Annotated in this window: 22 protein-coding genes and 1 riboswitch; all 22 genes read right to left on the bottom strand. The window is 65.5% G+C overall.

The annotated features are described in order from the left end of the window. Window positions 1–14 precede the first annotated feature (14 nt). The 22 genes from CLOEV_RS00405 to cbiB all read right to left on the bottom strand — a co-directional run bounded on the left by CLOEV_RS00405 (window position 15) and on the right by cbiB (window position 20,962). Window positions 15–521 carry a cob(I)yrinic acid a,c-diamide adenosyltransferase gene (locus CLOEV_RS00405; RefSeq protein ID WP_034441261.1) on the bottom strand — a complete coding sequence of 169 codons (507 nt, stop codon included), beginning with the start codon at window positions 519–521 and terminating at the stop codon, window positions 15–17. Window positions 522–524: 3 nt separating this feature from the next. Then, a complete protein-coding gene (hemL, locus tag CLOEV_RS00410; protein ID WP_034441263.1) occupies window positions 525–1,817 on the bottom strand; it encodes a glutamate-1-semialdehyde 2,1-aminomutase in 1,293 nt (430 codons plus the stop codon). After that, complete coding sequence (gene hemB / locus CLOEV_RS00415) at window positions 1,817–2,791, bottom strand: porphobilinogen synthase (RefSeq protein ID WP_008709844.1); 975 nt, start codon at window positions 2,789–2,791, stop codon at window positions 1,817–1,819. Before hemB ends, hemL begins: the two co-directional genes overlap by 1 nt. Window position 2,792: 1 nt before the next feature. Next, window positions 2,793–4,247: a uroporphyrinogen-III C-methyltransferase gene (gene cobA, locus CLOEV_RS00420; protein WP_008709846.1), complete on the bottom strand. Its 1,455-nt coding sequence runs from the start codon at window positions 4,245–4,247 to the stop codon at window positions 2,793–2,795. Next, a complete protein-coding gene (gene hemC / locus CLOEV_RS00425) occupies window positions 4,244–5,143 on the bottom strand; it encodes a hydroxymethylbilane synthase (protein WP_034441265.1) in 900 nt (299 codons plus the stop codon). Before hemC ends, cobA begins: the two co-directional genes overlap by 4 nt. Beyond that, on the bottom strand, window positions 5,133–6,368 hold the full coding sequence (cobK, locus tag CLOEV_RS00430; RefSeq protein WP_034441268.1) for a precorrin-6A reductase: 1,236 nt from the start codon (window positions 6,366–6,368) through the stop codon (window positions 5,133–5,135). The genes hemC and cobK overlap by 11 nt, the downstream gene beginning before the upstream one ends. 1 nt (window position 6,369) lies before the next feature. Further along, entirely contained in the window at window positions 6,370–7,107 is a 738-nt protein-coding gene (gene cobJ / locus CLOEV_RS00435) for a precorrin-3B C(17)-methyltransferase (protein WP_034441269.1), read from the bottom strand. Next, window positions 7,104–8,282, bottom strand: a complete 1,179-nt coding sequence (locus CLOEV_RS00440) for a glutamyl-tRNA reductase (RefSeq protein ID WP_034441272.1) — start codon at window positions 8,280–8,282, stop codon at window positions 7,104–7,106. The genes cobJ and CLOEV_RS00440 overlap by 4 nt, the downstream gene beginning before the upstream one ends. A 3-nt stretch (window positions 8,283–8,285) precedes the next feature. Next, complete coding sequence (locus CLOEV_RS00445) at window positions 8,286–9,224, bottom strand: cobalt-precorrin 5A hydrolase (RefSeq protein WP_034441275.1); 939 nt, start codon at window positions 9,222–9,224, stop codon at window positions 8,286–8,288. 4 nt (window positions 9,225–9,228) lie between these two features. Beyond that, entirely contained in the window at window positions 9,229–9,984 is a 756-nt protein-coding gene (gene cobM / locus CLOEV_RS00450; RefSeq protein WP_008709856.1) for a precorrin-4 C(11)-methyltransferase, read from the bottom strand. A gap of 3 nt (window positions 9,985–9,987) precedes the next feature. Next, window positions 9,988–11,205 (bottom strand): precorrin-6y C5,15-methyltransferase (decarboxylating) subunit CbiE, encoded by a 1,218-nt coding sequence (gene cbiE / locus CLOEV_RS00455; protein WP_051484763.1) that lies wholly within the window; start codon window positions 11,203–11,205, stop codon window positions 9,988–9,990. Then, window positions 11,195–12,289, bottom strand: coding sequence for a cobalt-precorrin-5B (C(1))-methyltransferase CbiD (cbiD, locus tag CLOEV_RS00460; protein ID WP_034441277.1), 1,095 nt, complete (start codon window positions 12,287–12,289; stop codon window positions 11,195–11,197). The genes cbiE and cbiD overlap by 11 nt, the downstream gene beginning before the upstream one ends. Next, window positions 12,276–12,884 carry a precorrin-8X methylmutase gene (locus CLOEV_RS00465; protein WP_034441279.1) on the bottom strand — a complete coding sequence of 203 codons (609 nt, stop codon included), beginning with the start codon at window positions 12,882–12,884 and terminating at the stop codon, window positions 12,276–12,278. The genes cbiD and CLOEV_RS00465 overlap by 14 nt, the downstream gene beginning before the upstream one ends. Before the next feature lie 28 nt (window positions 12,885–12,912). Next, the gene (locus CLOEV_RS00470) at window positions 12,913–13,806 is read right to left on the bottom strand and encodes a membrane protein (RefSeq protein WP_034441282.1); all 894 of its coding nucleotides are present in this window, start codon (window positions 13,804–13,806) and stop codon (window positions 12,913–12,915) included. Beyond that, a complete protein-coding gene (locus tag CLOEV_RS00475) occupies window positions 13,807–14,499 on the bottom strand; it encodes an SAM-dependent methyltransferase (RefSeq protein ID WP_034441289.1) in 693 nt (230 codons plus the stop codon). A gap of 5 nt (window positions 14,500–14,504) precedes the next feature. Beyond that, window positions 14,505–15,356 (bottom strand): ABC transporter substrate-binding protein, encoded by an 852-nt coding sequence (locus CLOEV_RS00480; RefSeq protein ID WP_051484765.1) that lies wholly within the window; start codon window positions 15,354–15,356, stop codon window positions 14,505–14,507. Then, window positions 15,341–16,132: an ABC transporter ATP-binding protein gene (locus CLOEV_RS00485; protein ID WP_245591091.1), complete on the bottom strand. Its 792-nt coding sequence runs from the start codon at window positions 16,130–16,132 to the stop codon at window positions 15,341–15,343. The genes CLOEV_RS00480 and CLOEV_RS00485 overlap by 16 nt, the downstream gene beginning before the upstream one ends. Then, complete coding sequence (locus CLOEV_RS00490) at window positions 16,099–17,118, bottom strand: FecCD family ABC transporter permease (RefSeq protein ID WP_008709865.1); 1,020 nt, start codon at window positions 17,116–17,118, stop codon at window positions 16,099–16,101. Before CLOEV_RS00490 ends, CLOEV_RS00485 begins: the two co-directional genes overlap by 34 nt. Window positions 17,119–17,120: 2 nt before the next feature. Further along, window positions 17,121–18,011: a sirohydrochlorin cobaltochelatase gene (locus CLOEV_RS00495; RefSeq protein ID WP_147564159.1), complete on the bottom strand. Its 891-nt coding sequence runs from the start codon at window positions 18,009–18,011 to the stop codon at window positions 17,121–17,123. 158 nt (window positions 18,012–18,169) lie between these two features. Beyond that, a riboswitch (cobalamin riboswitch) is annotated at window positions 18,170–18,341 on the bottom strand. A gap of 64 nt (window positions 18,342–18,405) precedes the next feature. Beyond that, window positions 18,406–19,011: a histidine phosphatase family protein gene (locus CLOEV_RS00500; RefSeq protein WP_034441292.1), complete on the bottom strand. Its 606-nt coding sequence runs from the start codon at window positions 19,009–19,011 to the stop codon at window positions 18,406–18,408. After that, the gene (locus CLOEV_RS00505; RefSeq protein WP_034441294.1) at window positions 19,008–20,018 is read right to left on the bottom strand and encodes a pyridoxal phosphate-dependent aminotransferase; all 1,011 of its coding nucleotides are present in this window, start codon (window positions 20,016–20,018) and stop codon (window positions 19,008–19,010) included. The genes CLOEV_RS00500 and CLOEV_RS00505 overlap by 4 nt, the downstream gene beginning before the upstream one ends. Before the next feature lie 2 nt (window positions 20,019–20,020). Then, window positions 20,021–20,962, bottom strand: coding sequence for an adenosylcobinamide-phosphate synthase CbiB (cbiB, locus tag CLOEV_RS00510; protein WP_034441296.1), 942 nt, complete (start codon window positions 20,960–20,962; stop codon window positions 20,021–20,023). Window positions 20,963–21,020: the final 58 nt, after the last annotated feature.

Here is a 21,020-nt window from a genome sequence, read left to right on the forward strand (position 1 = left end):
CGTTTCCGGTTTCCCTAATACTCTATCCCGCGCCGCGCGGGCAGTCCGTCGTCGTAGTAGTGCTTTATCTTTTTCATCTCGGTGACGAGGTCGGCCCGTTCGATAAGTTCCGCGGGAGCGCCGCGTCCCGTCAGCACGAGTTCCGTCTTTTCGCCCCGCGCGTCGAGGAGGGAGAGCGCCTCTTCCCGGGTGACGCAGCCGTACCGCATCGCCGCCATTATTTCGTCGAGGATCAGAAGGTCGGCGTCCCCCCTCTCTAATATCCCGCGCGCCGCCGCAAGCAGCGGGCAGGGCGAGGCGCAGGGGCCGGAGCCGCGCCCCTTCGGGCACTGCGCGAGTTCGATGCCGAGCTTTTCGGCGCTCTCGTGCTCGCCGCAGCGCAGCCCCTTCTGAAACTGGATGATGAAGACCCGGCCGCCGCAGCCCGCGGCGCGCATCGCGAGGCCGAAGGCCGCGGTGCTTTTGCCTTTGCCGCAGCCGGTGTATATCTGTACTTTGCCCCGCTCTTCGCCGTCAAACATTTTTTAGAATCCTTCGCTTCCAGCCGTCTCGTCGGCGCAGACGAGGAAGTATTCAATGTCTTCGTCGCTGTGCGCCGCGCAAAGGAAGAGCGCCTCGAACTGCGAGGGGGCGAGCAGAATGCCGCGCGCGGCCATGCCGCTCCAGAAGCGGGCGTAGCGCGCGGTGTCGCTCTTTTTCGCCTCGTCGTAGCTTTTTACCGGCCCGGCGGTGAAGAATATCGTCGCGAGCGACCCGACGCCCTGCACGCAGGCGGGAATATTGTATTTTTTGAAGATCTTGTCGAGGCCGCCGCGCAGTTTTTCGCCCCTGGCCGCGAGTTCTTTATAGATGAGCGGGTTTTCGCGCAGCGCCGTCAGCGCCGCGAGGCCGGCTGCCATCGCCACGGGGTTTCCCGAGAGCGTTCCCGCCTGATAGACGGGGCCTAAGGGGGCGACCATCGACATGACGTCGCGGCGTCCGCCGTAAGCGCCGACGGGCAGGCCGCCGCCGATTATTTTGCCGAAGGTCCAGAGGTCCGGCGTGACGCCGTAATAGCCGGAGGCGCAGTTTATCGAGAGGCGGAAGCCGGTGATCACTTCGTCGAAGATCAGCAGCGCGCCGTTTTCCGCCGTTATCCCGCGCAGTCCCTCAAGGAAGCCGGGCGCGGGCGGGACGACGCCCATGTTCGCGCCGACGGGCTCGACGATCACCGCGGCGATTTCGCCCCTGTGCGCCGCGAAGATGTTTTTGATCTCTTCCAGGTCGTTATAGCGGCAGGTGAGGGTCTCGGCGGCGGTCTTCGCCGGCACGCCGGCGCTGTCGGGCTGCCCCGCCGTCGCGAGGCCGGAGCCGGCTTTCACGAGCATACTGTCCGAATGGCCGTGGTAGCAGCCCTCGAATTTCACGATCATTTCGCGCCCCGTGAAGCCGCGCGCCGCGCGGATCGCCGAAAGCACGGCCTCGGTGCCGGAGGAGACCATGCGCACCATCTCGACGCCCTTGACGAGCTCCGTGATGAGGCGGGCCATTTCGACCTCCCTCGCCGTCGGCAGGCCGAAGCTCGCGCCGTCGCGGACCGCCTCGCAGACGGCGTCCACGACGGGGCCGTAGGCGTGGCCGAGGATGAGCGGCCCCCAGGAGCCGATGTAGTCGGTGTATTTTTTGCCGTCGGCGTCCCACAGGCAGGCGCCCTCGCCGCGCGCGGCGAAGACCGGCGTCCGCCCGACGCTCTTGAAGGCGCGGACGGGGCTGTTGACGCCGCCGGGGATGACGAGGCGGGCCTCTTCAAAGAGTCTTTCACACTGGCTTTGGCTCATTAGAGTTCCCCCTCTTTCATCATCTTCGCGAGCTCGGGGGCGAAGTAGCTGACGATGATGTCCGCGCCCCCGCGCGCGAGGCAGACGGCCGACTCCGCGATGACGCGTTTTTCGTCGAGCCAGCCGCGCTCGGCGGCGGCCTTGATCATCGAGTATTCGCCGCTGACGCAGTAAGCGCCGACGGGCACCTCGGACACCTCTTTCACCGCGCGCAGCACGTCGAGGTATGGGAGTCCCGGCTTTACCATTATCATGTCGGCTCCCTCTTCGATGTCGAGCAGCGCCTCGCGTATGCCCTCGCGCACATTGCGCGGGTCCATCTGGTAGCTTTTGCGGTCGCCGAAGGAGGGGGCGGAGCCCGCCGCCTCGCGGAAGGGGCCATAGAAGGCGGAGGCGTATTTCACGGCGTAGGAGAAGATCAGGGTGTCGTCCATGCCCGCGCCGTCGAGTTTCGCGCGGATCGCCGCGACGTGCCCGTCCATCATGTCGGAGGGGGCGACGATGTCGGCCCCCGCCTGCGCCTGGGAGAGCGCCGTCTGCGCGAGCAGCTCGAGCGTCGGGTCGTTGTCCACCGTTTCGCCCTTGAGCAGGCCGCAGTGGCCGTGCGAGGTGTATTCGCAGAGGCAGACGTCGCCGATGAAGCACATCTCGGGGAAGTGTTTTTTGCCGGTGCGCAGCGCCTGCTGGATGACGCCGTTTTCGTTGTAGGCCTCGCTGCCGCGTTCGTCCTTATGCTCGGGGATGCCGAAGAGGAGCACGGAGTTCACGCCCGCGCGCCGCACCTCTTCGAGGATGCGCGGAAAGGTGTCGGGGCTGCAGCGCCTCTGTCCCGGCATCGCGGGGATCTCTTCGATGATGTCCTTTCCCTCGCGGATGAATACCGGATAGACGAGCATGGAGGGGGAGAGCCGCGTCTCCGCCGCCATGTCGCGGATGATTTTGTTTCTTCTCAGTCTTCTCGGACGTACGATCATTTTATATCTCCTCCAAAGTATCTATAAGGCTCTCCAGCGTCGCCCTTTGAGCCGTTATTATCCGTTTGAATCCGGCGCGCCGCGCCGCCGCCGCCGTCTGTTCGCCGATGCAGCAGGCGCGTTCTATCTCAAGCTCCGGCATCGCGGCCTTAAATCCCCGCACCGTGGAGGCGCTGGTGAAGATCGCGGTATCCGCGCCCCTCGGTATTATCCCGGTTTGCTCGTATATTGTCTCATAGAGCGGCAGTTCGGTGAAGTTTATCTTCCGCGCCGCAAGCTCCGCCGTCAGTTCCGGCGAGCCCTCCTTCGCGCGGATCATCAAAACGGGCGTATCGTAAGTGATCTCCGCGAGGCCGCGCGCGAGATGGAGGCCGTCGTAGACCTCGGGCATATAGTTTGTGACGAGGCCGCGTTCCTTCAGCGCCCCGGCGGTCGCCGGACCGATCGCCGCGATCTTCGCCGCGCCGATGTCGCGGATGTCGCGCCCCTTTTCCGCAAGCAGCGCAAAGAGGGCCTCGACGCCGGTCACGCTCGTGAATCCCAGCCAGCCGTACTTTGAAAAGTCCGGCAGCTCCGCCTCTATGCGGCGCGTGGAGATGCAAGGCAGTTCGACGACTTCAGCGCCGCGCGCGCGGAGCATCGCGGAGAGCCGCCCCGCCCGTTCGCGCGGGCGTGTGACGATCACTTTGCGTCCCGCGAGCGGCAGGAATTTTTTCCAGGCGAATTCCCCCGCGAGGGCCGTGACCTCGCCTGCGATTATCAGCGCGGGTGATCTCAATTTTTCCTCCGCGCATCTGGCGGTGAGCGTCGCTAGGGTGCCCGTGATCAGCCGTTGCGCGGCGGTGCCGGCGTTTTCGAGCGCCGCCGCGCGCGTCTCTTCCGCCATCCCCGCGCGCCTGAGTTCGGCGCAGATCTCCGCGACGGCGCTCGCGCCCATGAGGAAGACGAGCGTGCCGCCGAGTTTCGCGAGGGCGTCGTAGTCGACGGGGGCGATGGTGCCCTCTTTGGTGTGCGCCGTGATCACGTGGACGGAGCGCGCGACGCCCCTGTGCGTAACGGGGATGCCCGCGCAGGCCGGTCCGCCGAGCGCCGAGGTGACGCCGGGAACGACCTCGAAGGGGATGCCCTCGCGGTTCAGCGCCTCTATCTCCTCGCCGCCGCGGCCGAAGATGAAGGGGTCGCCGCCTTTGAGCCGCGCGACGCGCCGGCCCTTTTTCGCCTCGCGCACGAGGATCTCTTCGATCTCACGCTGCGGCACGGAGTCTCCGCCGCCGGTCTTGCCGACGTTTATTTTTTCCGCCGCCGGCGGCATCATCGCGAGCACGCCGTCGCCGACGAGCCGGTCGTAGACGACGCAGTCGGCGGCCTCGAGCAGCTCGCGCCCGCGCAGGGTGAATAGCCCGGCGTCTCCCGGGCCGGCGCCGATGAGCGCCACATGTCCTTTTTTGAGCGTCATAGTTCTTCCCCCCTCGAAAGCTCCTGTGCGAGCTTCGTCGCGATTATCATGCTTTCTTTCACGGCTCCGCGCGCCGAACCGCGGCGGATGTCTTTGCCGCTTTCGTCGGCGTACAGTCCGATGATCTCTATCTCTTCGCCCGCCAGCGAGGCGAAAGCCCCGACGGGGGCGGGGCAGCCGCCGCCGAGCGCGGCGGAAAAGGCCCGCTCCGCCGCGGCGCAGGCCGCCGCCTCCCTGTCGCGTACCGCGTCAAGGTAATAGTAGTCCTCTCCGGCCCGCCCCTGACAGGCCAGTATCCCCTGCCCCGGCGCGGGTATCATCTCATCCGTATCGAAGTATCTGGCGATGCGCCCCTCCAGGCCGAGGCGTTTCAGCCCCGCCGCCGCGAGCACGAGGGCGGAAAATTCTCCCTCGCCGAGCTTGCGCAGGCGGGTGTTGACGTTGCCGCGCACCGGCTCGATCCGTATGCCGGGGTAAAGCGCCGCGAGCTGCACGCGCCGCCGCGCCGAGGAGCAGCCGATGACGCCCCCCCTGACCTCCCTCTCTCCCTCGGGCAGGACGAGCGCGTCGCGCGGGTCCTCACGTTTTGAGTAGGCGACGAGCGGCAGCGCGGGGTCCGCGTTCATCGGCATGTCTTTGAGGCTGTGGACGGCGACGTCGATCGCGCCGGAGAGCAGCGCCTCCTCAAGTTCCTGGGTGAACAGCCCCTTGATGCCGAATTTATCGGAGGCCTCGGAGAAGGGCTTCATATTTCTGTCGCCGCTGGTATCCATCGCGACGAGCGCGACCTCCAGCTCCGGGTCGGCGAGAGCCACCGCCTCCATCACGAGCTTCGTCTGCGCGAGCGCGAGCGCGCTCCTTCTGCTGCCGAAGCGTATTATCCTCTTATCCGTCATTTTTATCCTCCAGCGCGGCGCGCTCCTCTTTTACCCATTCGCCCCAGACCGAACGGAGCCGCTCCGCAAGCCGGCGCGTCAGCGCCGGGGAGAGCGCTCCCGCCGATACGGAGGCCGAAACTTCGCCGCTCGTTACGAGCGAGGGGAAGAAAAAGCTGCATTCCGCCGCGTTGTCTGCGACGCTGACCGGTATGCCGCGCGCCTTCGCTTCGGCGGCGACGGCGGCGTTGACCGTCCCGTCATCAGTCGCCGCCACCGCGAGGGCCGCGCCCTCAAGGTCTTCCGGCTCCCATTCTTTTTTAAGAAGCGAGCACTTCAGCTCCCTGAATTCGGGGGCGAACGCCGGGCTGACGACGGTCACCGCCGCGCCGCATTTTACCAGCGTCGCCGCCCGCCGCGCCGCTACGCCGCCGCCGCCCGCGATCACCGCGCGGCGGCCCTCCATGTCCGTCAGCAGCGGGAAGAGCGGCGGCCTCGAAAGGCCGAGTATCCGGCGCGCCCAGAGCAGCGCTTCGGCGCAGCTGTGGCCCTCTTCTTCCTCGCGCGGGCGTTCTATCATGATGACGCGCGCCTTGCAGTTGCGCGCCGCCTCCAGCTTTTCCTCAATGCCGCCGGCGGCGCCGCCGTCCTTCGTGACGAGCCAGCGCGCGCCGGTGAGGCGGATCATCTCTTCGTTCATGAGCAGGCTGAAGGGCCCCTGCATCGCGATGATGTGGCCGCTGTCGAAGCCGCAGGCGGCGCATTTCTTTATCACTTCCGGGTCCGGCAGCACTCTTGCGAAGAGGCGCGAACGCGCGCTCACGCAGGCGAAGGCCTCAAGCTCCTTGCTGCCGGTGGTCAGCAGCGCGTTGCCCGTAGTCTCCTCAAGGCGGCGCGCCGCCTCCTCCGCGCTTTTCACGCGGATGACCTCTTCGTCCGCGGCGCTTTCCCTGCGCTGCACGCGCATCAGCGGCGTGCCGGAGGCGGCGCAGGCGGCGCGGATATTCTCGCGGGCCTCGCGCGCGTAGGGGTGAGTCGCGTCGATGACGCAGGCGATCCCGGATTCCCTGATGAACTTTTCCATCTCCGCCGCGTCCATGCGGCCGACGGCGATCTCGGTATTTTCCGCGCCGCGCACCAGCTCCGCCCCGTAGGCGGTGGCGACGGAATATATGAGCGGCAGCCCGAAGCGCGTCAGTTCGCGCCCCTCGGTGGTGCCTCCGAACAGCAGGATGCGCCGTTTCATTTCAGTCCTCGCCGCCGGCGGGGTCTTTGTAGCCGCGCGGCGTTATCAGGCGTCCGTCGATCACGCGGGTGGCGGAATTCCCGATGATCACGGTGCAGAACATGTCGATCGGCGCCTCTTTCAGCCCGGCGAGCGTCGTCAGGCCGAAACTCTCCCCGTCGCGGCCCGCGTTGCGCACCCAGCCGGCGGCGCGGTCCCGCGGCAGCCTTTGCATCAGTATCTCCGCCGCGCGCGCGAGGTGGCCGGGCCGTCCGCGGCTCGCGGGGTTGTAGACGCAGATGACGAAGTCGGCCTCCGCGGCGGCGCGCAGCCGCTTTTCGATGAGCTCCCACGGCGTCAGCAGGTCGCTGAGGCTGATCACGGCGAAGTCGTGCATCAGCGGCGCGCCGAGTATCGAGGCGGAGCTCGCGGCGGCGGTGATGCCGGGGATTATCTCGACCTCCGTCCTGTCACCCGCCACCTCGAGCATGATCCCGGCCATGCCGTAGATGCCGGGATCGCCGCTGGAGATGAGCCCGACGGTGCGGCCCGAGAGCGAAAGTTCAAGCGCCTCAAGGCAGCGCGCCCGCTCCTTTTTCATCGGCGAGGCGACAAGTTCCTTGCGTCCCTCGAAGAGGGGGCGCACCAGTTCGATATAGGCCTTGTAGCCGACGATCAGGTCGCATTTTTCCAGCGCGGAAAGCGCGCGCGGCGTTATCTGTTCCGGCCCTCCGGGGCCGAGCCCGACGACGTATATCATCTCTGCGCCGCCTTTGCCAGCGCGCAGTAACATTCTTTTGCCATATCTATATCAACCCTTTCTTTTAATGAGAAGAGAAGTTTGTTCATCATGCTGCGGGTGGCCGCCTTCACGCGCGAATATTCCTCGGCGTCCGCGCAGCCGAGTTCGTGCGCGAGCTCGCGTTCGGCGAAGGAGCAGACGTCTTCGATGTAGGGCATACATTCGTGTATCTGCCGCCATTCGTGAAAGCGCCGGGTGTGCTCCGTGACGCTCTTTTTTATCTCGCGCATGAAATCCGCGGGCAGCGCCTCATGCCCCAGTCCGTCCATGTCCACCAGCGTCGCCGAAGGGCGTTTTATAAAGGCGGGATCGATATCGCGCGGGACGGCGAGGTCGATCATCAGCCGCCTGACGCCGTCGTCGGCAAATTCTTTCGCCGTGAGGACGAAGTGGGGGCTCGCCGTCGCGCAGATGACGAGACGGCACTCGCGCATCGCCTCGTATCTGCTCTCGTAAGGTATCAGCGTCACCCCCGAGGGCGGCTGCGCGCCGTCTTTGCGGCGGCGGCGCTGCGTCATCCGCACGGAAGCGCCGCGGTCGCGCAGCAGCCGCGCCGCGAGCATCCCCATCTCGCCGCTGCCCACGATGAGCGCGGGGACGCCGCGCAGGGGGCCGCCGGAGGAGCTGCCGCGTTCCCCGAAGAATTCATCCGCCGCCGCGCAGGCCGCCGCCGCGGCGGAACACTCGTGCGGCAGGGCTTTGAACTTCGTGCGGACCTCCTTGCCAGCCGTGACCGCGCGCTGGAACAGCTGCCCCAGCAGCGCGCCGCAGGCTTTTTCCTCGCGCGAGGCGGCGAGCGCCTCCTTCATCTGTCCCAGGATCTGGTCCTCGAGGGGGATCTGCGAGTGCAGCCCCGCCGCGATCTCGAAGACGCGCGCGACGGCCGCCTCCCCCCGCAGCGAGAAGAAGCTGCCGCAGCCGCGGGCGCGGTGCAGCAGTTCCGAAGGCTCCTCTTCGGAGACGACGGCGAGTTCCGTCCTGTTGCAGGTCGAAATGAGGACCGCCTCCCGGACGTGAGGGGCGATCCCGCGCAGCAGCGCGCGGCGCTCGCTCTCCGTAAAGGTGAATTTTTCCCGGATGTCGACGGATGCCGACCGGTAGTCCAATCCGGCGATCTTTATCTCCATAGTCATAGATCACAGACTCCTTTTTCTTGCCAGCGCGAAGGTGACGCCGGGGTACTTCGTCTTCAGGCGCACCATATAGCCGCCGCGCGAGGCGGCTATCGCCGCGCGTTCGCAGACGTTGTCGGCCCCGACCGCCGCGAGCGCCGCCGGGGAGGGAGTAAATTCTCCCGGCAGCGCCATCAGCTCCTTCGCGGAGAAGGTCTCAAAGGGTATATTATAAAATTCCGCGAGCCCGGCGATCGCCGCCTCGTCCCTCTTCTGTTCGATAGAGGCGACGGCGGCCGCCGAGAGCGCAGAGTAACCGCTCTCTTTCATAAAGTCTGAAAAATATTCGCGCAGCAGCTCCGGCTCCGTACCGCGCTTACAGCCGACGCCGACGATCAGATCCTTCGGACGCAGCCACAGCGTGACGGGATAGGGGGCGGGCTGTAATTCGTCGGTGACGGCGACGCCGACGGCATGTCCCGCGAGCAATTCCGCGGCGACGCGCTTCGCGGCGGGCAGGTTTTCGATGGCGCAGCCGTTTTGCACCGCCCACGAGTCGGGCGGCGTGATGCCGTTAACGTCGGTGGCGGTGGTGATCACGGGACGGCCGCCGACGATCCCCGCGACGCGCAGCGCAAGTTCGTTGGCGCCCCCCAGGTGGCCCGAGAGCAGCGATATCACGTTGAGTCCGCGCTCGTCGGCGACGATGACCGCGGGGTCTTTATCTTTGCCCCTGAGGTGCGGCGCGACGGCGCGCACCGCGATGCCGCAGGAAGAGACGAAGACCAGCGCCTCCGCCTCGGCGAAGCGCGCGCCCGTCCATTCGCCGAGCGAAGCGCCGAAGGGGAGCACGCCGTTTTTCGCGTATTTTTCCGGGGCCCAGGCCGCGCCGCCGAAGGCCCGGGCGATCCTGAGGGCCAGTTCCGCGCCCCTCTCTGAAAACGCCGCCGCGTGCAGCTTCATGTTTTTACTCGGAGGCCCGGCGGAAGCCGTGTGAAAAGTGTTTGTCGTAGAGCTTTGAAAGCTCGTACTCATCGCCGAGGAAGTCGCCCACGAGTATCAGCGCGGTGTTCTTTATCCCGCTATCCGCCGCGAGCAGCGGCAGGGTGGCGAGCGTGGCGCGTATCACCCGCTGCTCGGGCCAGGAGGCCTTGTACACCATCACTGTCTTCGTTTCGGGGGGGTAGCCGCCCATGATCAGCTCGGCGCAGAGGCCGTCGAGCAGCCCCGTCGAGAGAAAGAGCACCATCGAGGCCCGGTGGGAGGCGAGCAGCCGTATCTTTTCCTTCTCGGGAACGGGCGTGCGCCCCTCCATGCGCGTGATTATCACCGTCTGGCTCACCGAGGGCAGCGTGTATTCCGCCTCCGCCGCCGCGGCCGCGGCGCAGAAGGAGCTGACGCCGGGCGTGATGTCGTAGGGGATGCCGAGCTCCTTCAGCCTGTCCATCTGCTCGCGTATCGCGCCGTAGATCGAGGGGTCCCCCGTGTGGAGGCGCACCGCGTCGACTCCGGCCTCGTGCGCCTCGCGCAGCTTTTCTATCACCTCGTCGAGCGTCATCGAAGCGCTGTCGCGTATCTCGCAGCCCTCTTTCGCGCGCTTCAAAAGTTCGGGGTTCACGAGAGAGCCGGCGTAAATTATCATCCCCGCCTCTTCAATGAGCCGCGCCCCGCGCAGCGTGATCAGGTCCGGGGCGCCCGGCCCCGCTCCGACAAAATGTATCATCCTCTATTCTCCCTTCGCGGCGCGCGTCGTCGCGGAAAAAATCACGACGGGGTTCTGCGCCTGCCATATCTGTGTCTTGCCGACTGTCTTCATTCTGCTCACGGCGACCTGCGCCGCGTCAAAGTTTTCAAATTTATCCCCCGCCAGCACCTCCGTGCAGAGCACGATCGTCTTGAGCGAGACGGCGGAGACGACGACGCGTATCCCCGCGCCGCGCGCCGCCGTCCGCTCCAATATCGCGGGGAGTTCCGGCCCGCTGCCGCCGATGAAGACGACGTCCGGGTCCGGCAGGTGTTCCATCACCGCGAGCGCCGAACCTTCGTGGACCGTTACGTTATGCAGGCGGAACTTCTCCGCGTTCGCGCGCACCAGCGCCGCCGCCTCGGCGTCTATCTCCGCCGCGTGGAGTTCGCGGCAGAGCCGCGCCGCCGCCACGGAGACCGAGCCGGTCCCCGCGCCGAGATCCCAGACGACGGAATCCGGCGTAAGGCGCAGCTTCGCCGTTATCACGGCGCGCACCTCTTCGCGCGTCATCGGCGCGCCGCCGCGGATAAAATCGGCGTCCTCCGGCAGCAGCGGGGGGCGTTCGGTGAAGTTCTCATTTATCAGCAGCACGATCGAAAGCGCGTCGAAGCTCTCATTTACAAATTCGCGCGCCGCGCCGCGGCTCACGCGTTCGTCCGCCGCGCCGAGCCTTTCGCCGACGACCGCCTCTACTTCGCCGAGGCCGGCTTCGCAGAGCCGGGCGCAGAGCCAGGCGGGGCCTTTTTGCGCGTCGCAGAAAAAGATCACCGCGCGGGCGTGCTCCACGGCGTCGAGGATCCTCGGCGTCCCGATCTCCCGCCCGTGTCCCGAGAGGACGACGGCCTCCTGCCATGTCTCGCCCGCCTTCGCGCAGAGGCTCTGGAGCGAGCTGACGCCGGGAAGGACGACGATCCCGTGGGAGGGGAAGTTCTTTTTTATCAGCGGCAGCAGGCTGAATATCCCGGGGTCGCCCGAGACGACGACCGCCGCGTCGCCCTGTTCCAGCTCTTCGCGAAGACGCCGGAAGGTGTCCTGAAAGTTTTTCATCTCAATGACGTTAGGATGCCCGGCGGCGATGTGAAGGTGGCGCGCGGCGCAGGCGACGGCGCGGGAGGCGGCGATCGCGGCGCTCACCGCCGGCGTCACCTCTTCCCGGCCTCCGGGGCCGGCTCCCAGCACGTAAAGTTTATTTCCCATCTCTTATCTCCTCCGCAAAGGCCGGCGCGTCGTCCGTCGCGCCGAGGATATTGCCGCCGTTGTCGATGAAGGCGACGGCGCTCTTTATATCTCCGAAGGCGCGCTCTTCGCAGCGTTTCGCGGTAATGCGCGCCAGTATCTTCCATAAAAAATCAAGTCCCTCTTCGCGCACGAGGCGCATCGCCTCTTCGGTGGTCGGGCATTCGTAGAGGGCCTTCACCGTGTCCGCGGAGGCTCCCGCGATCGCCGCCTGCGCGCAGAGCGCCTCTTTCGCGCCGCCGCCGGTACGGTTGTGGGTGTTGAAGCTCCCCGCCGCGACTTTGAGCAGCTTTCCCGGGTGTCCGCCGATCAGCAGCCGTTCCAGCCCGAGGCGCGCCGACTCGTCGAGAAGGTGGCCGATGTAGTTCCCGCACTGTACGACGGCGCGGTTCTTTATCCCGTATGCCTTGCGCAGCGCCTCTTCGCCCGTTCCCGCGAAAGCGACCGCGACGGCGCGGCGTCCCTCCGCCGCGTGGGTGTTGAGTTCGAGCGTCAGCGATTCGAGCAGCGCGGCTTCGTTCATCGGTTTCACGCGGCCCGAGGTGCCGAGGATCGAGATGCCGCCGACGATGCCGAGCCGCGGGTTGAAGGTGCGCTTCGCGACCTCCCGCCCCAACGGCGCGGAAATGGTGACCTTCGCGCCGCGCGCGCCGATCACCTCGCGCACCGCGCGCTCGATCATCGCGCGCGGCACGGGGTTGATCGCCGGTTCGCCGACGGCGATCTTGAGCCCCGGCAGCGTCACCGTGCCGACGCCCTCCCCCGCGAAGAAGAGTACAGCCCCCGGCTCCGGCGAGAGTTCCACGGCGGCCTTTATCAGTATTCCGTCGGTCGAATCGGGGTCGTCGCCCGCGTCCTTGATCACGCCGCAGCAGCCGTCGCCGTATCCGACGACCGGCAGGGTAAATTTCCTCTCCTCCGGCGTCGTGATCTCCACGCTTTCGGGGCAGGGCAGCCCGAGCGCGCGCATCGCCGCGGCCTTCGCCGCCGCCGCCGCGCAGCTTCCCGTTGAATATCCCTCGCGAAGCCCCTTATTCGATGCCATAGAGCAGCGCGTTCACGATCGTGGAGGCGACAGGCGAGCCGCCCTTGCGCCCCACGGCTGTGATATAGGGGACCTTCGCGGCGAGCAGGCGTTCCTTTGACTCGACGACGTTGACGAAGCCGACCGGCACGCCGATGACGAGCGCGGGGGCGCATTTGCCCTCTTCGATCAGCTCGCAGAGGCGTATCAGCGCGGTGGGGGCGTTGCCGACGGCGAAGAGCGCGTTGGGCGTCGCCTTGACCGCCTCCTCCATGCTCACGACGGCGCGCGTCGTGCCGCGCGCCTCCGCCGCCTCGCGCACCGCGGGGTCGGCCATGCGGCAGACGACCTCGACGCCGAAGCGCGCGCAGGCCGCCCTGTTGATCCCCGCCGCCGCCATGTTCGTGTCGGTGACGACGGCGGCGCCGTTTTTCAGCGCCTCGCGCGCGAGCTTCACGGCCCCTTTGGAGAAGCGCATATTCTCCGCGAAGTCGAAGTCCGCCGTCGTATGTATCACGCGCCTGACCACCGGAAGCTCTTCAGGAGCCCCGAGCCAGGCCCCCATTTCGGAGGCGATTATGTTCATGCTTGCTGTTTCTATCTCGTTTGGCCTCATATCGGTCACACCCCGTCCGTAAATATTTTTATAATAAGAGCGGCAGCGCCGCCAGCGCTATCGACAGCACCGCGAAGCCCGCGGTCGTCGCAAAATTCCAAAAGAGCAGCCACTGGGCCGTCTCCTTGCGGAAGAGGCCGAAGTAGTATCCGGCGTTGGCGCGGAAGAGCCGGGTGATGATGCCGAAGCTGTTGCCGAGCAGCAGCGCGAAGACCGCCTGCGCCACCGTCAGCTCTCCCGCGGCGAGGCTTCCCCCGGCGAGCGCGAGCGCCGCCGAGACGTGCGCGATGGAGGCGGCAGCCACCGTGAGGGCCGCGAGGGGCAGGATCGTCCCCGCGAGCAGCCACTCCTTTATCGCGCTTTCGGCCCACGGCACGAGCATATAGGCGATCGCGAAGAAGAGCCAGGCGACCGGCAGCGTCTTCAGCAGCCTTTTGTTGAAGCGGATATCGCGGGCGCTCCCCTCCTGCCTCGCCTCCGCCGCCTCTTCCGCCTCGCCGCCGCGCTTGAGGATGAACAATATCAGCACGAAGCGCGCCGCGCTGCGCAGCAGCAGTATCGCGCCGAATATCGCCCCCGAGGCTCCCGCCATAGAGGCGGCCATCACCATCGTCGAGGGCCAGCGGTGCAGGTAGGCGGGGAAGGAGAGCAGCAGCGTCCCCCACTTGGCGGAACGCTCCGAAATATCCCCGCTGTCGAGCGCCGAGGCGATAAAGGCCGCGCCCGCCTTCGCGGAGCCGAGGGAGAGCGTCAGCGCCATTCCGAGCGCCGAGCCGATGCCCGCCTTCCGCAGATGCGGCACAAGCCGCCGCATGAGCCTGTCGGCGAGTCCGCTTCTTAAGACCGCGAAGCCTATCAGGAGCCCGAAGAGGATGTCGAAGGTGAGCCGCAGCTCGCCCGCGACAAGGCCGCGCCAGTCCATCTAGTTCCGCCAGAGCAGCAGTATCGAGAGGTACTCTTCCGCCGGCGTGAGCGCCGCTTCCCCCTCGTATATTTTTTCGTCGGCGAGCCCCGCGCGGTCGATGCGCGCCATGCGCCGCCACGGGCCGGCCTCCGCGACCACCCCGGCGAGTCCCTCTTTCAGGATGCAGGGTTTATAGAGCGCCGCGGAATCGGCGCGGCGCAGCGCCGCCACGATCCCTTCGCGGTCGTCGATGCAGGGGACGACGGAAAAGATATCCTCTCCCATCGCGAGGAAGGAGCCGATGCGCGAAGCGGCCAGTTGGTGCGCGGAGATGCCCGGCACCAGCGACAGCTCGAGTTCCGGCGCGATTTTCTTCCAGGCGTCGAACAGATACGAGCCCGTCGCGTAGAGCGCCGAGTCGCCGATGACGGGCAGCACGGCGCTCTTCGCGCCGCGCCATGAAGCGCCGATCCGCTCAAGCTCGCCGAGGAGAAACTTCTCGCGCTCCTCCGCGTCGGTGAGCATGGGGAAGGTGATGGGCGTCGTCTCTGTATCGGGGAGGTTCGCGCGCACTATCTGTTCGGCGACGGAAAACTTCCCGCGCGGCGAATAGGGCGTCAGCACGACGTCCGCCTCCTTTATGATCCTCAGCGCCTTGAGCGTGACGAGCTCGGGATCTCCCGGCCCCACGCCGACAACAGTAAATTTCAAAGCATTCACTCTCCGTAGAATATTTTTATCAGCCGCCGTCCGCCGGCTTCGAGCCCGAGCAGCGACGGGCGGCTCAGCTCTCCCTCCGGCACGACGGCCGTCTTTATCTTTTTTATCGCCGGATACCACGGGCGCGCCGCGAGGGATTCTTTGTCCGCGGCGTTCATCGTTCCCTGCTGTACCAAGTATACGTCTATTTCGCCCGCGGCGGCGGCCTTTAGTATCCGCTCGAGGCCGTAGGGGGCGATCGCGCTGCCCTTGCGGACCGGCTGCGCGTCGGAGGCGGCGTTCCGTCCTCCCGCGAGCTCAACGAGCTTTGCCGCCCACGAATCGGGCGAGCAGGTGTGCAGCTCCTTCGCCGTCGCCTCCACAAAGACGGCGGGGCTTTTGCCTTTGGACTTTTTCGCCGCCTCGGCGGCGATCGCGCCGCGGAGCTTCTTCAACTTTGACTCGCCCGCCGCCGGGTCGCTTCCGGTCAGCGCGGCGAGCTCCCGCAGATAGGCGGCGAAATCATCCCACCGCGGCGGTTCCAGCGAAACGACTCTCACGCCGGCGCGCTCTAGCACGCCGCGGAGCTGCGGATTCTGCCGCTCCGCGAGGCCGCGCGTCAGGACGAGGTCCGGCTTCAGCGCCAGTATCTCCTCCGCGCCGCTCTTCGCGGAAAAGCGCGGCAGGTCGGGCAGCATGTCGTCATCGTCGTTTTTCGATACCGCGACGAGCCTCTTTTCCCCGCCGAGCGCGACGATGTTGTCGGTGTGGCCGGGATAGAGCGAGACGATGCGTTTTGCCGCCGCCTCCGCCTGAAACGGCGAAAGTAAAAATATGATAAGAACGTATAGGATTATTCTGGGTGCCATGCTGTGTCTCCATCCTCCGATCGGTAACGGCGGAACTTTATGCCGTAAAGTTCCTGTAAAATTTTTTCGTCAAGCAGCCCGACGGGGCCGCGGGCGACGATCTTTCCCTCTTTGAGCGCGATAAAATCATCGCAGCAGGAGATCGCGCCGTTCAGGTCGTGCGCCGCCGCGACGACGCTCCTGCCCTCCGCGGCGAGCTTCCGCAGCAGCGAGAAGATCCGGCGCGAATGGCTCGGGTCGAGCGCCGAGGTCGGTTCGTCGAGCAGGAACAGCTCCGGCTGCTGGGCTAGTGTCATCGCGAACAGCACGCGCTGCCGTTCGCCCCCCGAAAGCTCCGTCGCGGCGCGAAAGAGCAGGTGGCCGACCTCCGCGAGCTCCGCGCTTTCAAGGATTATCCTGTCGTCCTCCGGCTTCATCGGTTCAAGCGCGCCGTGAAAGGGCAGGCGGCCGAGCGAGATTATCTCGTAGACGGAGAAGGCCGCCCTCACGCTGATGTTCTGCGGCAGGAAACCGACCAGGCGTCCGAAGTCGCGGCGCGGGATGCCGCTCACTTCGCGATGGCCGAACGCGAGGGCGCCGCTGTAGCTTCCGAGGCCGCCGAGCGCGCGCAGCAGCGTGCTCTTGCCGCCGCCGTTGGGGCCGATGAGCGCCGTGATCCTCCCGCGCTCTATCTCGCCGCTGATGCCGTCGATTATTTTTTTCGCGCCGTAACCGGCGCAGAGTCCGCGGAAGGTGTAGAGGCTCACGCGCCGCGCCTCCGGCTCATCAGTATCCAACAGAAGAAGGGGCCGCCGATGAGCGCCGTAATGACGCCCACGGGGAGTTCTCCGAGCCTCTGGGCCGCGCCGTCCGCGAGCGCGAGCAGCAGCCCGCCGCCGAGGAAGCTGAAGATGAGCAGCGGCCTCGTCGCGGGCCCCGTGAGGGAGCGCATGAGGTGCGGGACGACGAGGCCGACGAAGCCGATGATCCCGAAGAAGCTGACGGCGGCGGCGGTGGCGAGCGACGAAACGGCGAGCAGCAGCGCGCGCAGCTTTTTTTCGTCGATGCCGAGCAGCGCCCCCTGTCCCTCGGAGAGCGAGACGGCGTCGATCTGGCGCGCGTAGATAAAGGCGGGGACGAACAGGATGAAGGCCGCGCCCCAGACCGAGAGGGCGGCAAGCGGGGAGGCCCCCGAGAGGCTGCCCATGAGCCAAAGGACGATGGCGCTGAGACGGTCGTCGGCGATCGCTTTGAGGAAGGTGACTCCCGCGGAGAGTATCGCGTTCGTGATGATGCCCGCGAGGACGATATAGGCCGCGCCGCCTCCGCTGCGCGCCGCGATGGCGCTTACGAGCCAAAGAGAGGCCAGCGCTCCCGCGAAGGCCAGCGGCGTCACCGCGAACGAACCGAAGAAAAAGCCGAGAGCGCCGCCGAAGGCCGCGCCCGCCGCGATCCCGAGCGTGTATGGTTCGGCGAGCGGGTTCGTCAGCAGCCCCTGCAGGACGGCGCCCGCCACCGCGAGCAGCCCGCCCGTTCCGACGGCGGCGAGAAAGCGCGGCAGCCGGACGCTGCGGACGACGAGAGCCTCGGGCGAGGCGCGCGAGGCTTCGTCTAAAAACGGATTCAAAAGCGCCGCGACGCGGGCGGCGGGAATATCCCACTCGCCCGCGCCGAGCCGCCATAGCGCGGCGATGAGCAAGAGCAGGGAGAGCAGCGCCGCGAGGCGCAGCCGTTTGACGAAAAGCCGCCGCCTATGCTCCGAGAGTTCCGCCGCGCCGGTCATCCTTATTTCATCATATCCTTGATCTTGGAGACGTATACGCGGGCCATATCCGCGTCTTCGCCGAGTCCGACGAGGAAGGTCCTGACGTCCTTGTATCCGGCCGCTTTAAGCTGGCTGTACCATGATTCGGGATCGTCCTTGTCGGCGAGGTCGTTGTTCGCGTGATCGCCGGCGACGATCATCAGCGGCGAGAGGACGAGCGTCTTCACGCTCTTGTCATGCTTGAGGCGCGCGATCACGTCCTCGATCATCGGAGCCGCCTCGACCGTGCCGAGGGCGAAGCGTCCGGGGGCCTTCTTATCGAGCGAGAGCTGGAGCTGGCTGTACATCGCGTTTGCCGCGTGGTGCGGCGTGCCGTGGCCCATGAGGACGATCACGGTGTTCTTCTTCGCGAGATCCTTCGCGAAACGCTTGATGAGGATGTCGGCCATCAGGTCGCAGTCGGCGGCTGACGAGAGGTAGGGGCTGCCGAGCTTCAAGTCTCTGAATTCATACTTGCCCTTTACCGCGGCAAAGCCGTTCACGAGGCCCGCGATGTCGTCATATTCTTCGCCGGGGATGATGTGCATCGGCATCACATAGACATGGGTGAAGCCTTCGTCGTTCATCTGCGCGAGAGCGGAGGTCGGCGTCGGGATATTGAGGTTCTGTTCCTTCGCGATCTTCCGGCGGATGATGTTCGACGTGTAGGCGAGGCGCACCTCCGTGTCGGGGAATGCCTTTTTCGTCGAGTCGACGAGGTTGTCGATCGCCTTTTTCGCCTCCGGCATCGAGGTGCCGAAGGCGACGACGAGGATGCCCTTCTTGTCGGGCTTGTCCTTCGGGGCCGCGGCGAAGGCCGTGCCGGACATTACCAGTGTGAGCATTACGAGAGCTATTACAAACGATTTCATGAGAAATATTTCCATCCTTTCGATCATCGCCAATCCAGAAAAATTCTGGGTCCAATAAAAAATGACCCGGAAGCGATCCTCCGAGTCATTACCCTGTCAGCTTATGGCAAGCTGTAACAAATGCCGCGAAGACGTTTGCCCGCGCAAACAGACCCCCTTCCCTAAACCTTTCCTCAGCAGATTTCCTGACTTCCCTTCATCCTGACAGCGCGCCTTCCCGGAAAAATTCCAGTGGCTTCTTTGCGCTTTCGTCCGAGCTACAGTGGCGGGGCCGCACCGGCATTGGAAAGATCCGCACCGGTTTCCCTTACTGAGAAAGATAATATTCGATTTTCGGTCATTATAGCAGATGGCCGCCGTGTGCGACAGGTAGTTTTTGTGCCGCCGGGGCAATTTAATCCTCCTGCGCAAAGAGAAAATCAGGGGCCGTGCTCCATAACGCCGCCGAACCGTCCGTCTTAAAGTCAAGGACGTACATGCCGCCGTTCGGTATCCGCCACTCGCCGTGCGGGATATTCCTGTCGGCGAAGCGGTGCAGGAGCGCGCGCATCACGTTGCCGTGCATCGTGCCGGCCGCCGTTGAAACTCCCGCCGCGCGGCAGCGCGAAAGCAGCGCCTCGAAGCCGGCGCAGACGCGCTCCGTGAAACCGTTGAAGCTCTCGCCGCCCTCTACCGGCCTGTCCGGGGCCGCGAGCCAGGCGGTGTAGTTCGGATCGTCGTCGAGGTTTGTGTAGGGCCTGCCCTCAAGGACGCCGAGCGAACATTCGGAGAGAGCGGCGGGAAGATAATCGGCCTCGCGTCCGTAGATCAGCTCAAGCGACTGCGTGCAGCGGGCGAGCGGCGATGAAAAGTATAACTCCGCGCGCGGATATGCGAAACGCGCGCATATCGCCCGCTGTTCGGCGACGCCGCGCGGCGAGAGGGGGACATCGCGCTGTCCCGTCCAGACGTTCTCCGCGTTCGCGAGAGACAGCGCGTGGCGGATGAGACAGATCCTCACCGGTAGTCCCTCAGCGCGTCGGTCAGCAGGTCGTCTTCCTCTCTCGTCCGTGCCGCGATGCGCACGAACTTTCCCTCAAGTCCGGGAAAATTTCTCGTGTGGCGCACGACGAGGGCGCGTTCGAGCAAAAAGCGGATGAGCTTCTCGTCGTTATCCGTCCGCGCCAGAAAATAGTTGACGCAGGTCGGCAGCGTCGCGAAGCCCGCGCCGTTTACCGCGGAGATGAGCCGCGGCATCTCCGCCGCGTAATAATCCCGCGTGCGGCGCAGAAGAGCGTCGTCCGCGAGGAAGAAAAGCGCCGCCTGCTGCGCGAGGCCGCTGACGCTCCAGCTCGGCTGCCGTTTTTTCAGCCTCTCCGTCACCGAGGCGTCGGCGAGGATATAGCCGATGCGCGCGCCGCAGAGGTTGTAGGTCTTGGTGAGCGAGCGCAGCCGTATGACGTTGGGGTGGGGCCGGTATGGGAGCGGCTCCTCTTCGGTCCAGATAAAATCGCGGTAGGCTTCGTCGACGATGAAGAGCGTCCGCGGATGGCTGGCCGCGATCTCGTCAAGTTCGGCGTCCGGTATGAAGCTCCCCGTCGGGTTGCAGGGATTGCAGAGCCAGACAGATCCCCCTTGCGGCAGCTTTGCGGCGCGGAGGTCAAAGATGTTGCAGGGGGCCGCGCCAAAATTTTCAAGCGCGCGCAGATACTCGCCGTAAGTTGGCTGGAGAATAAGATTCTTCCTATCCTTTTCATAAGAGGCGATAAGATAGATCGATTCGTTGGAGCCGCTTGTCACGAGGATATCTTCCGGCGCGGCCCCCGTCGTCTTTGAAAGAAACGCGCGCAGCGCGGCACAGTCGTCGTCGGGATAATCTTCGAGCGCCGCGCGCAGGTCGGGCGAAAAGCCCCCGCGCTGCGCCACCGCGTTCGTGTTGGTGCTGAAATCGAAGACCCTCTCCGGCATCGGGATGCCGAACTGTTGATATAATTTTTCGGGATTTGCGCCGTGCGGCCGGAATTCCATCGTCAAACAAACCTTTCTGTCGCAAAGATCAGCACGGCGCAGAGCGCCGCGGAAACATCCATAATGTAGTGAGCCCGCAGGATGTCGTTCGGTTCCGGTTCGCGCAGATCGTCGCCGAGCGTCGGACGCGCCTCCCATTCGCCGCCGTAAAAGGCGCCGCCGCCGAGGCGGATGCCGAGCAATCCCGCGAAGACGCTCTCGCCGTGGGCGCTGTTCGGGCTCTTATGGTTCAGCCTGTCGCGCAGGAAGACGCGCCAGGCGCGGCGGTAATCCATATTGGCGAGCGCTCCCGCGCCGACGGCGATCAGCGCGCCGAGGCGCGCGGGGATGAAGTTCAGGAGGTCGTCGAGCTTCGCCGCCGCCCAGCCGAAATCACGATACCGTTCGTCGTCGTAGCCGACCATCGAATCCATCGTGGAGGCCGCCTTGAAGAGCCAGGCGAATATCGCGGCATGTCCGAAGAAGGAGCCGACCGTCATCCAGAAGAGCACGGAGACGACTCCGTCGATATAGCTCTCGGCGATGGTCTCCACCGCCGCGCGCGTGACGCCCGCCGCGTCAAGCCGTTCCGTGTCGCGCCCGACGATGCGTCCGACCTGCCTGCGCGCGCGTTCGAGATCGCCCGCCGCGAGCGCGCGCGCCACCGGCAGCGACTCGTCCTTGAGCGACTTGAAGGCGATCGCCGCGTATAACAGATATATGAGGAAAGCTGTCTGCGCCCATTTGCCGATCAGCCCCGTGACGATCATTCCCGCCGCGACGGCGGCGGCGACGGTGAAAAGCACCGCCGCGCAGAAAATTACGCCGCGGCGCTTTCCGTCGGAGGGCGAATAAAAAATTTTTTCATAGAAGGTTATCAGCCGTCCCACCAATACCACGGGATGCGTCGGCCATTTGGGGTCCCCAAAAAGGGCGTCCAGCAAAAGTGCCGCCAAAATCTGCATAGCTATTCCTCCCGGTTCGCGACGCTTCAAGCGCCGCATTTTGATATTCTACAGCCAA

This window comes from Cloacibacillus evryensis DSM 19522, assembly GCF_000585335.1.
Lineage (GTDB): Bacteria > Synergistota > Synergistia > Synergistales > Synergistaceae > Cloacibacillus > Cloacibacillus evryensis.

Bases quoted from the DNA above. Each gene is read 5' to 3' on its own strand.
- CLOEV_RS00405 (WP_034441261.1), bottom strand. From the start codon at position 521: ATGTTTGACGGCGAAGAGCGGGGCAAAGTACAGATATACACCGGCTGC.
- hemL (WP_034441263.1), bottom strand. From the start codon at position 1,817: ATGAGCCAAAGCCAGTGTGAAAGACTCTTTGAAGAGGCCCGCCTCGTC.
- hemB (WP_008709844.1), bottom strand. From the start codon at position 2,791: ATGATCGTACGTCCGAGAAGACTGAGAAGAAACAAAATCATCCGCGAC.
- cobA (WP_008709846.1), bottom strand. From the start codon at position 4,247: ATGACGCTCAAAAAAGGACATGTGGCGCTCATCGGCGCCGGCCCGGGA.
- hemC (WP_034441265.1), bottom strand. From the start codon at position 5,143: ATGACGGATAAGAGGATAATACGCTTCGGCAGCAGAAGGAGCGCGCTC.
- cobK (WP_034441268.1), bottom strand. From the start codon at position 6,368: ATGAAACGGCGCATCCTGCTGTTCGGAGGCACCACCGAGGGGCGCGAA.
- cobJ (WP_034441269.1), bottom strand. From the start codon at position 7,107: ATGATATACGTCGTCGGGCTCGGCCCCGGAGGGCCGGAACAGATAACG.
- CLOEV_RS00440 (WP_034441272.1), bottom strand. From the start codon at position 8,282: ATGACTATGGAGATAAAGATCGCCGGATTGGACTACCGGTCGGCATCC.
- CLOEV_RS00445 (WP_034441275.1), bottom strand. From the start codon at position 9,224: ATGAAGCTGCACGCGGCGGCGTTTTCAGAGAGGGGCGCGGAACTGGCC.
- cobM (WP_008709856.1), bottom strand. From the start codon at position 9,984: ATGATACATTTTGTCGGAGCGGGGCCGGGCGCCCCGGACCTGATCACG.
- cbiE (WP_051484763.1), bottom strand. From the start codon at position 11,205: ATGGGAAATAAACTTTACGTGCTGGGAGCCGGCCCCGGAGGCCGGGAA.
- cbiD (WP_034441277.1), bottom strand. From the start codon at position 12,289: ATGGCATCGAATAAGGGGCTTCGCGAGGGATATTCAACGGGAAGCTGC.
- CLOEV_RS00465 (WP_034441279.1), bottom strand. From the start codon at position 12,884: ATGAGGCCAAACGAGATAGAAACAGCAAGCATGAACATAATCGCCTCC.
- CLOEV_RS00470 (WP_034441282.1), bottom strand. From the start codon at position 13,806: ATGGACTGGCGCGGCCTTGTCGCGGGCGAGCTGCGGCTCACCTTCGAC.
- CLOEV_RS00480 (WP_051484765.1), bottom strand. From the start codon at position 15,356: ATGGCACCCAGAATAATCCTATACGTTCTTATCATATTTTTACTTTCG.
- CLOEV_RS00490 (WP_008709865.1), bottom strand. From the start codon at position 17,118: ATGACCGGCGCGGCGGAACTCTCGGAGCATAGGCGGCGGCTTTTCGTC.
- CLOEV_RS00495 (WP_147564159.1), bottom strand. From the start codon at position 18,011: ATGAAATCGTTTGTAATAGCTCTCGTAATGCTCACACTGGTAATGTCC.
- CLOEV_RS00505 (WP_034441294.1), bottom strand. From the start codon at position 20,018: ATGGAATTCCGGCCGCACGGCGCAAATCCCGAAAAATTATATCAACAG.
- cbiB (WP_034441296.1), bottom strand. From the start codon at position 20,962: ATGCAGATTTTGGCGGCACTTTTGCTGGACGCCCTTTTTGGGGACCCC.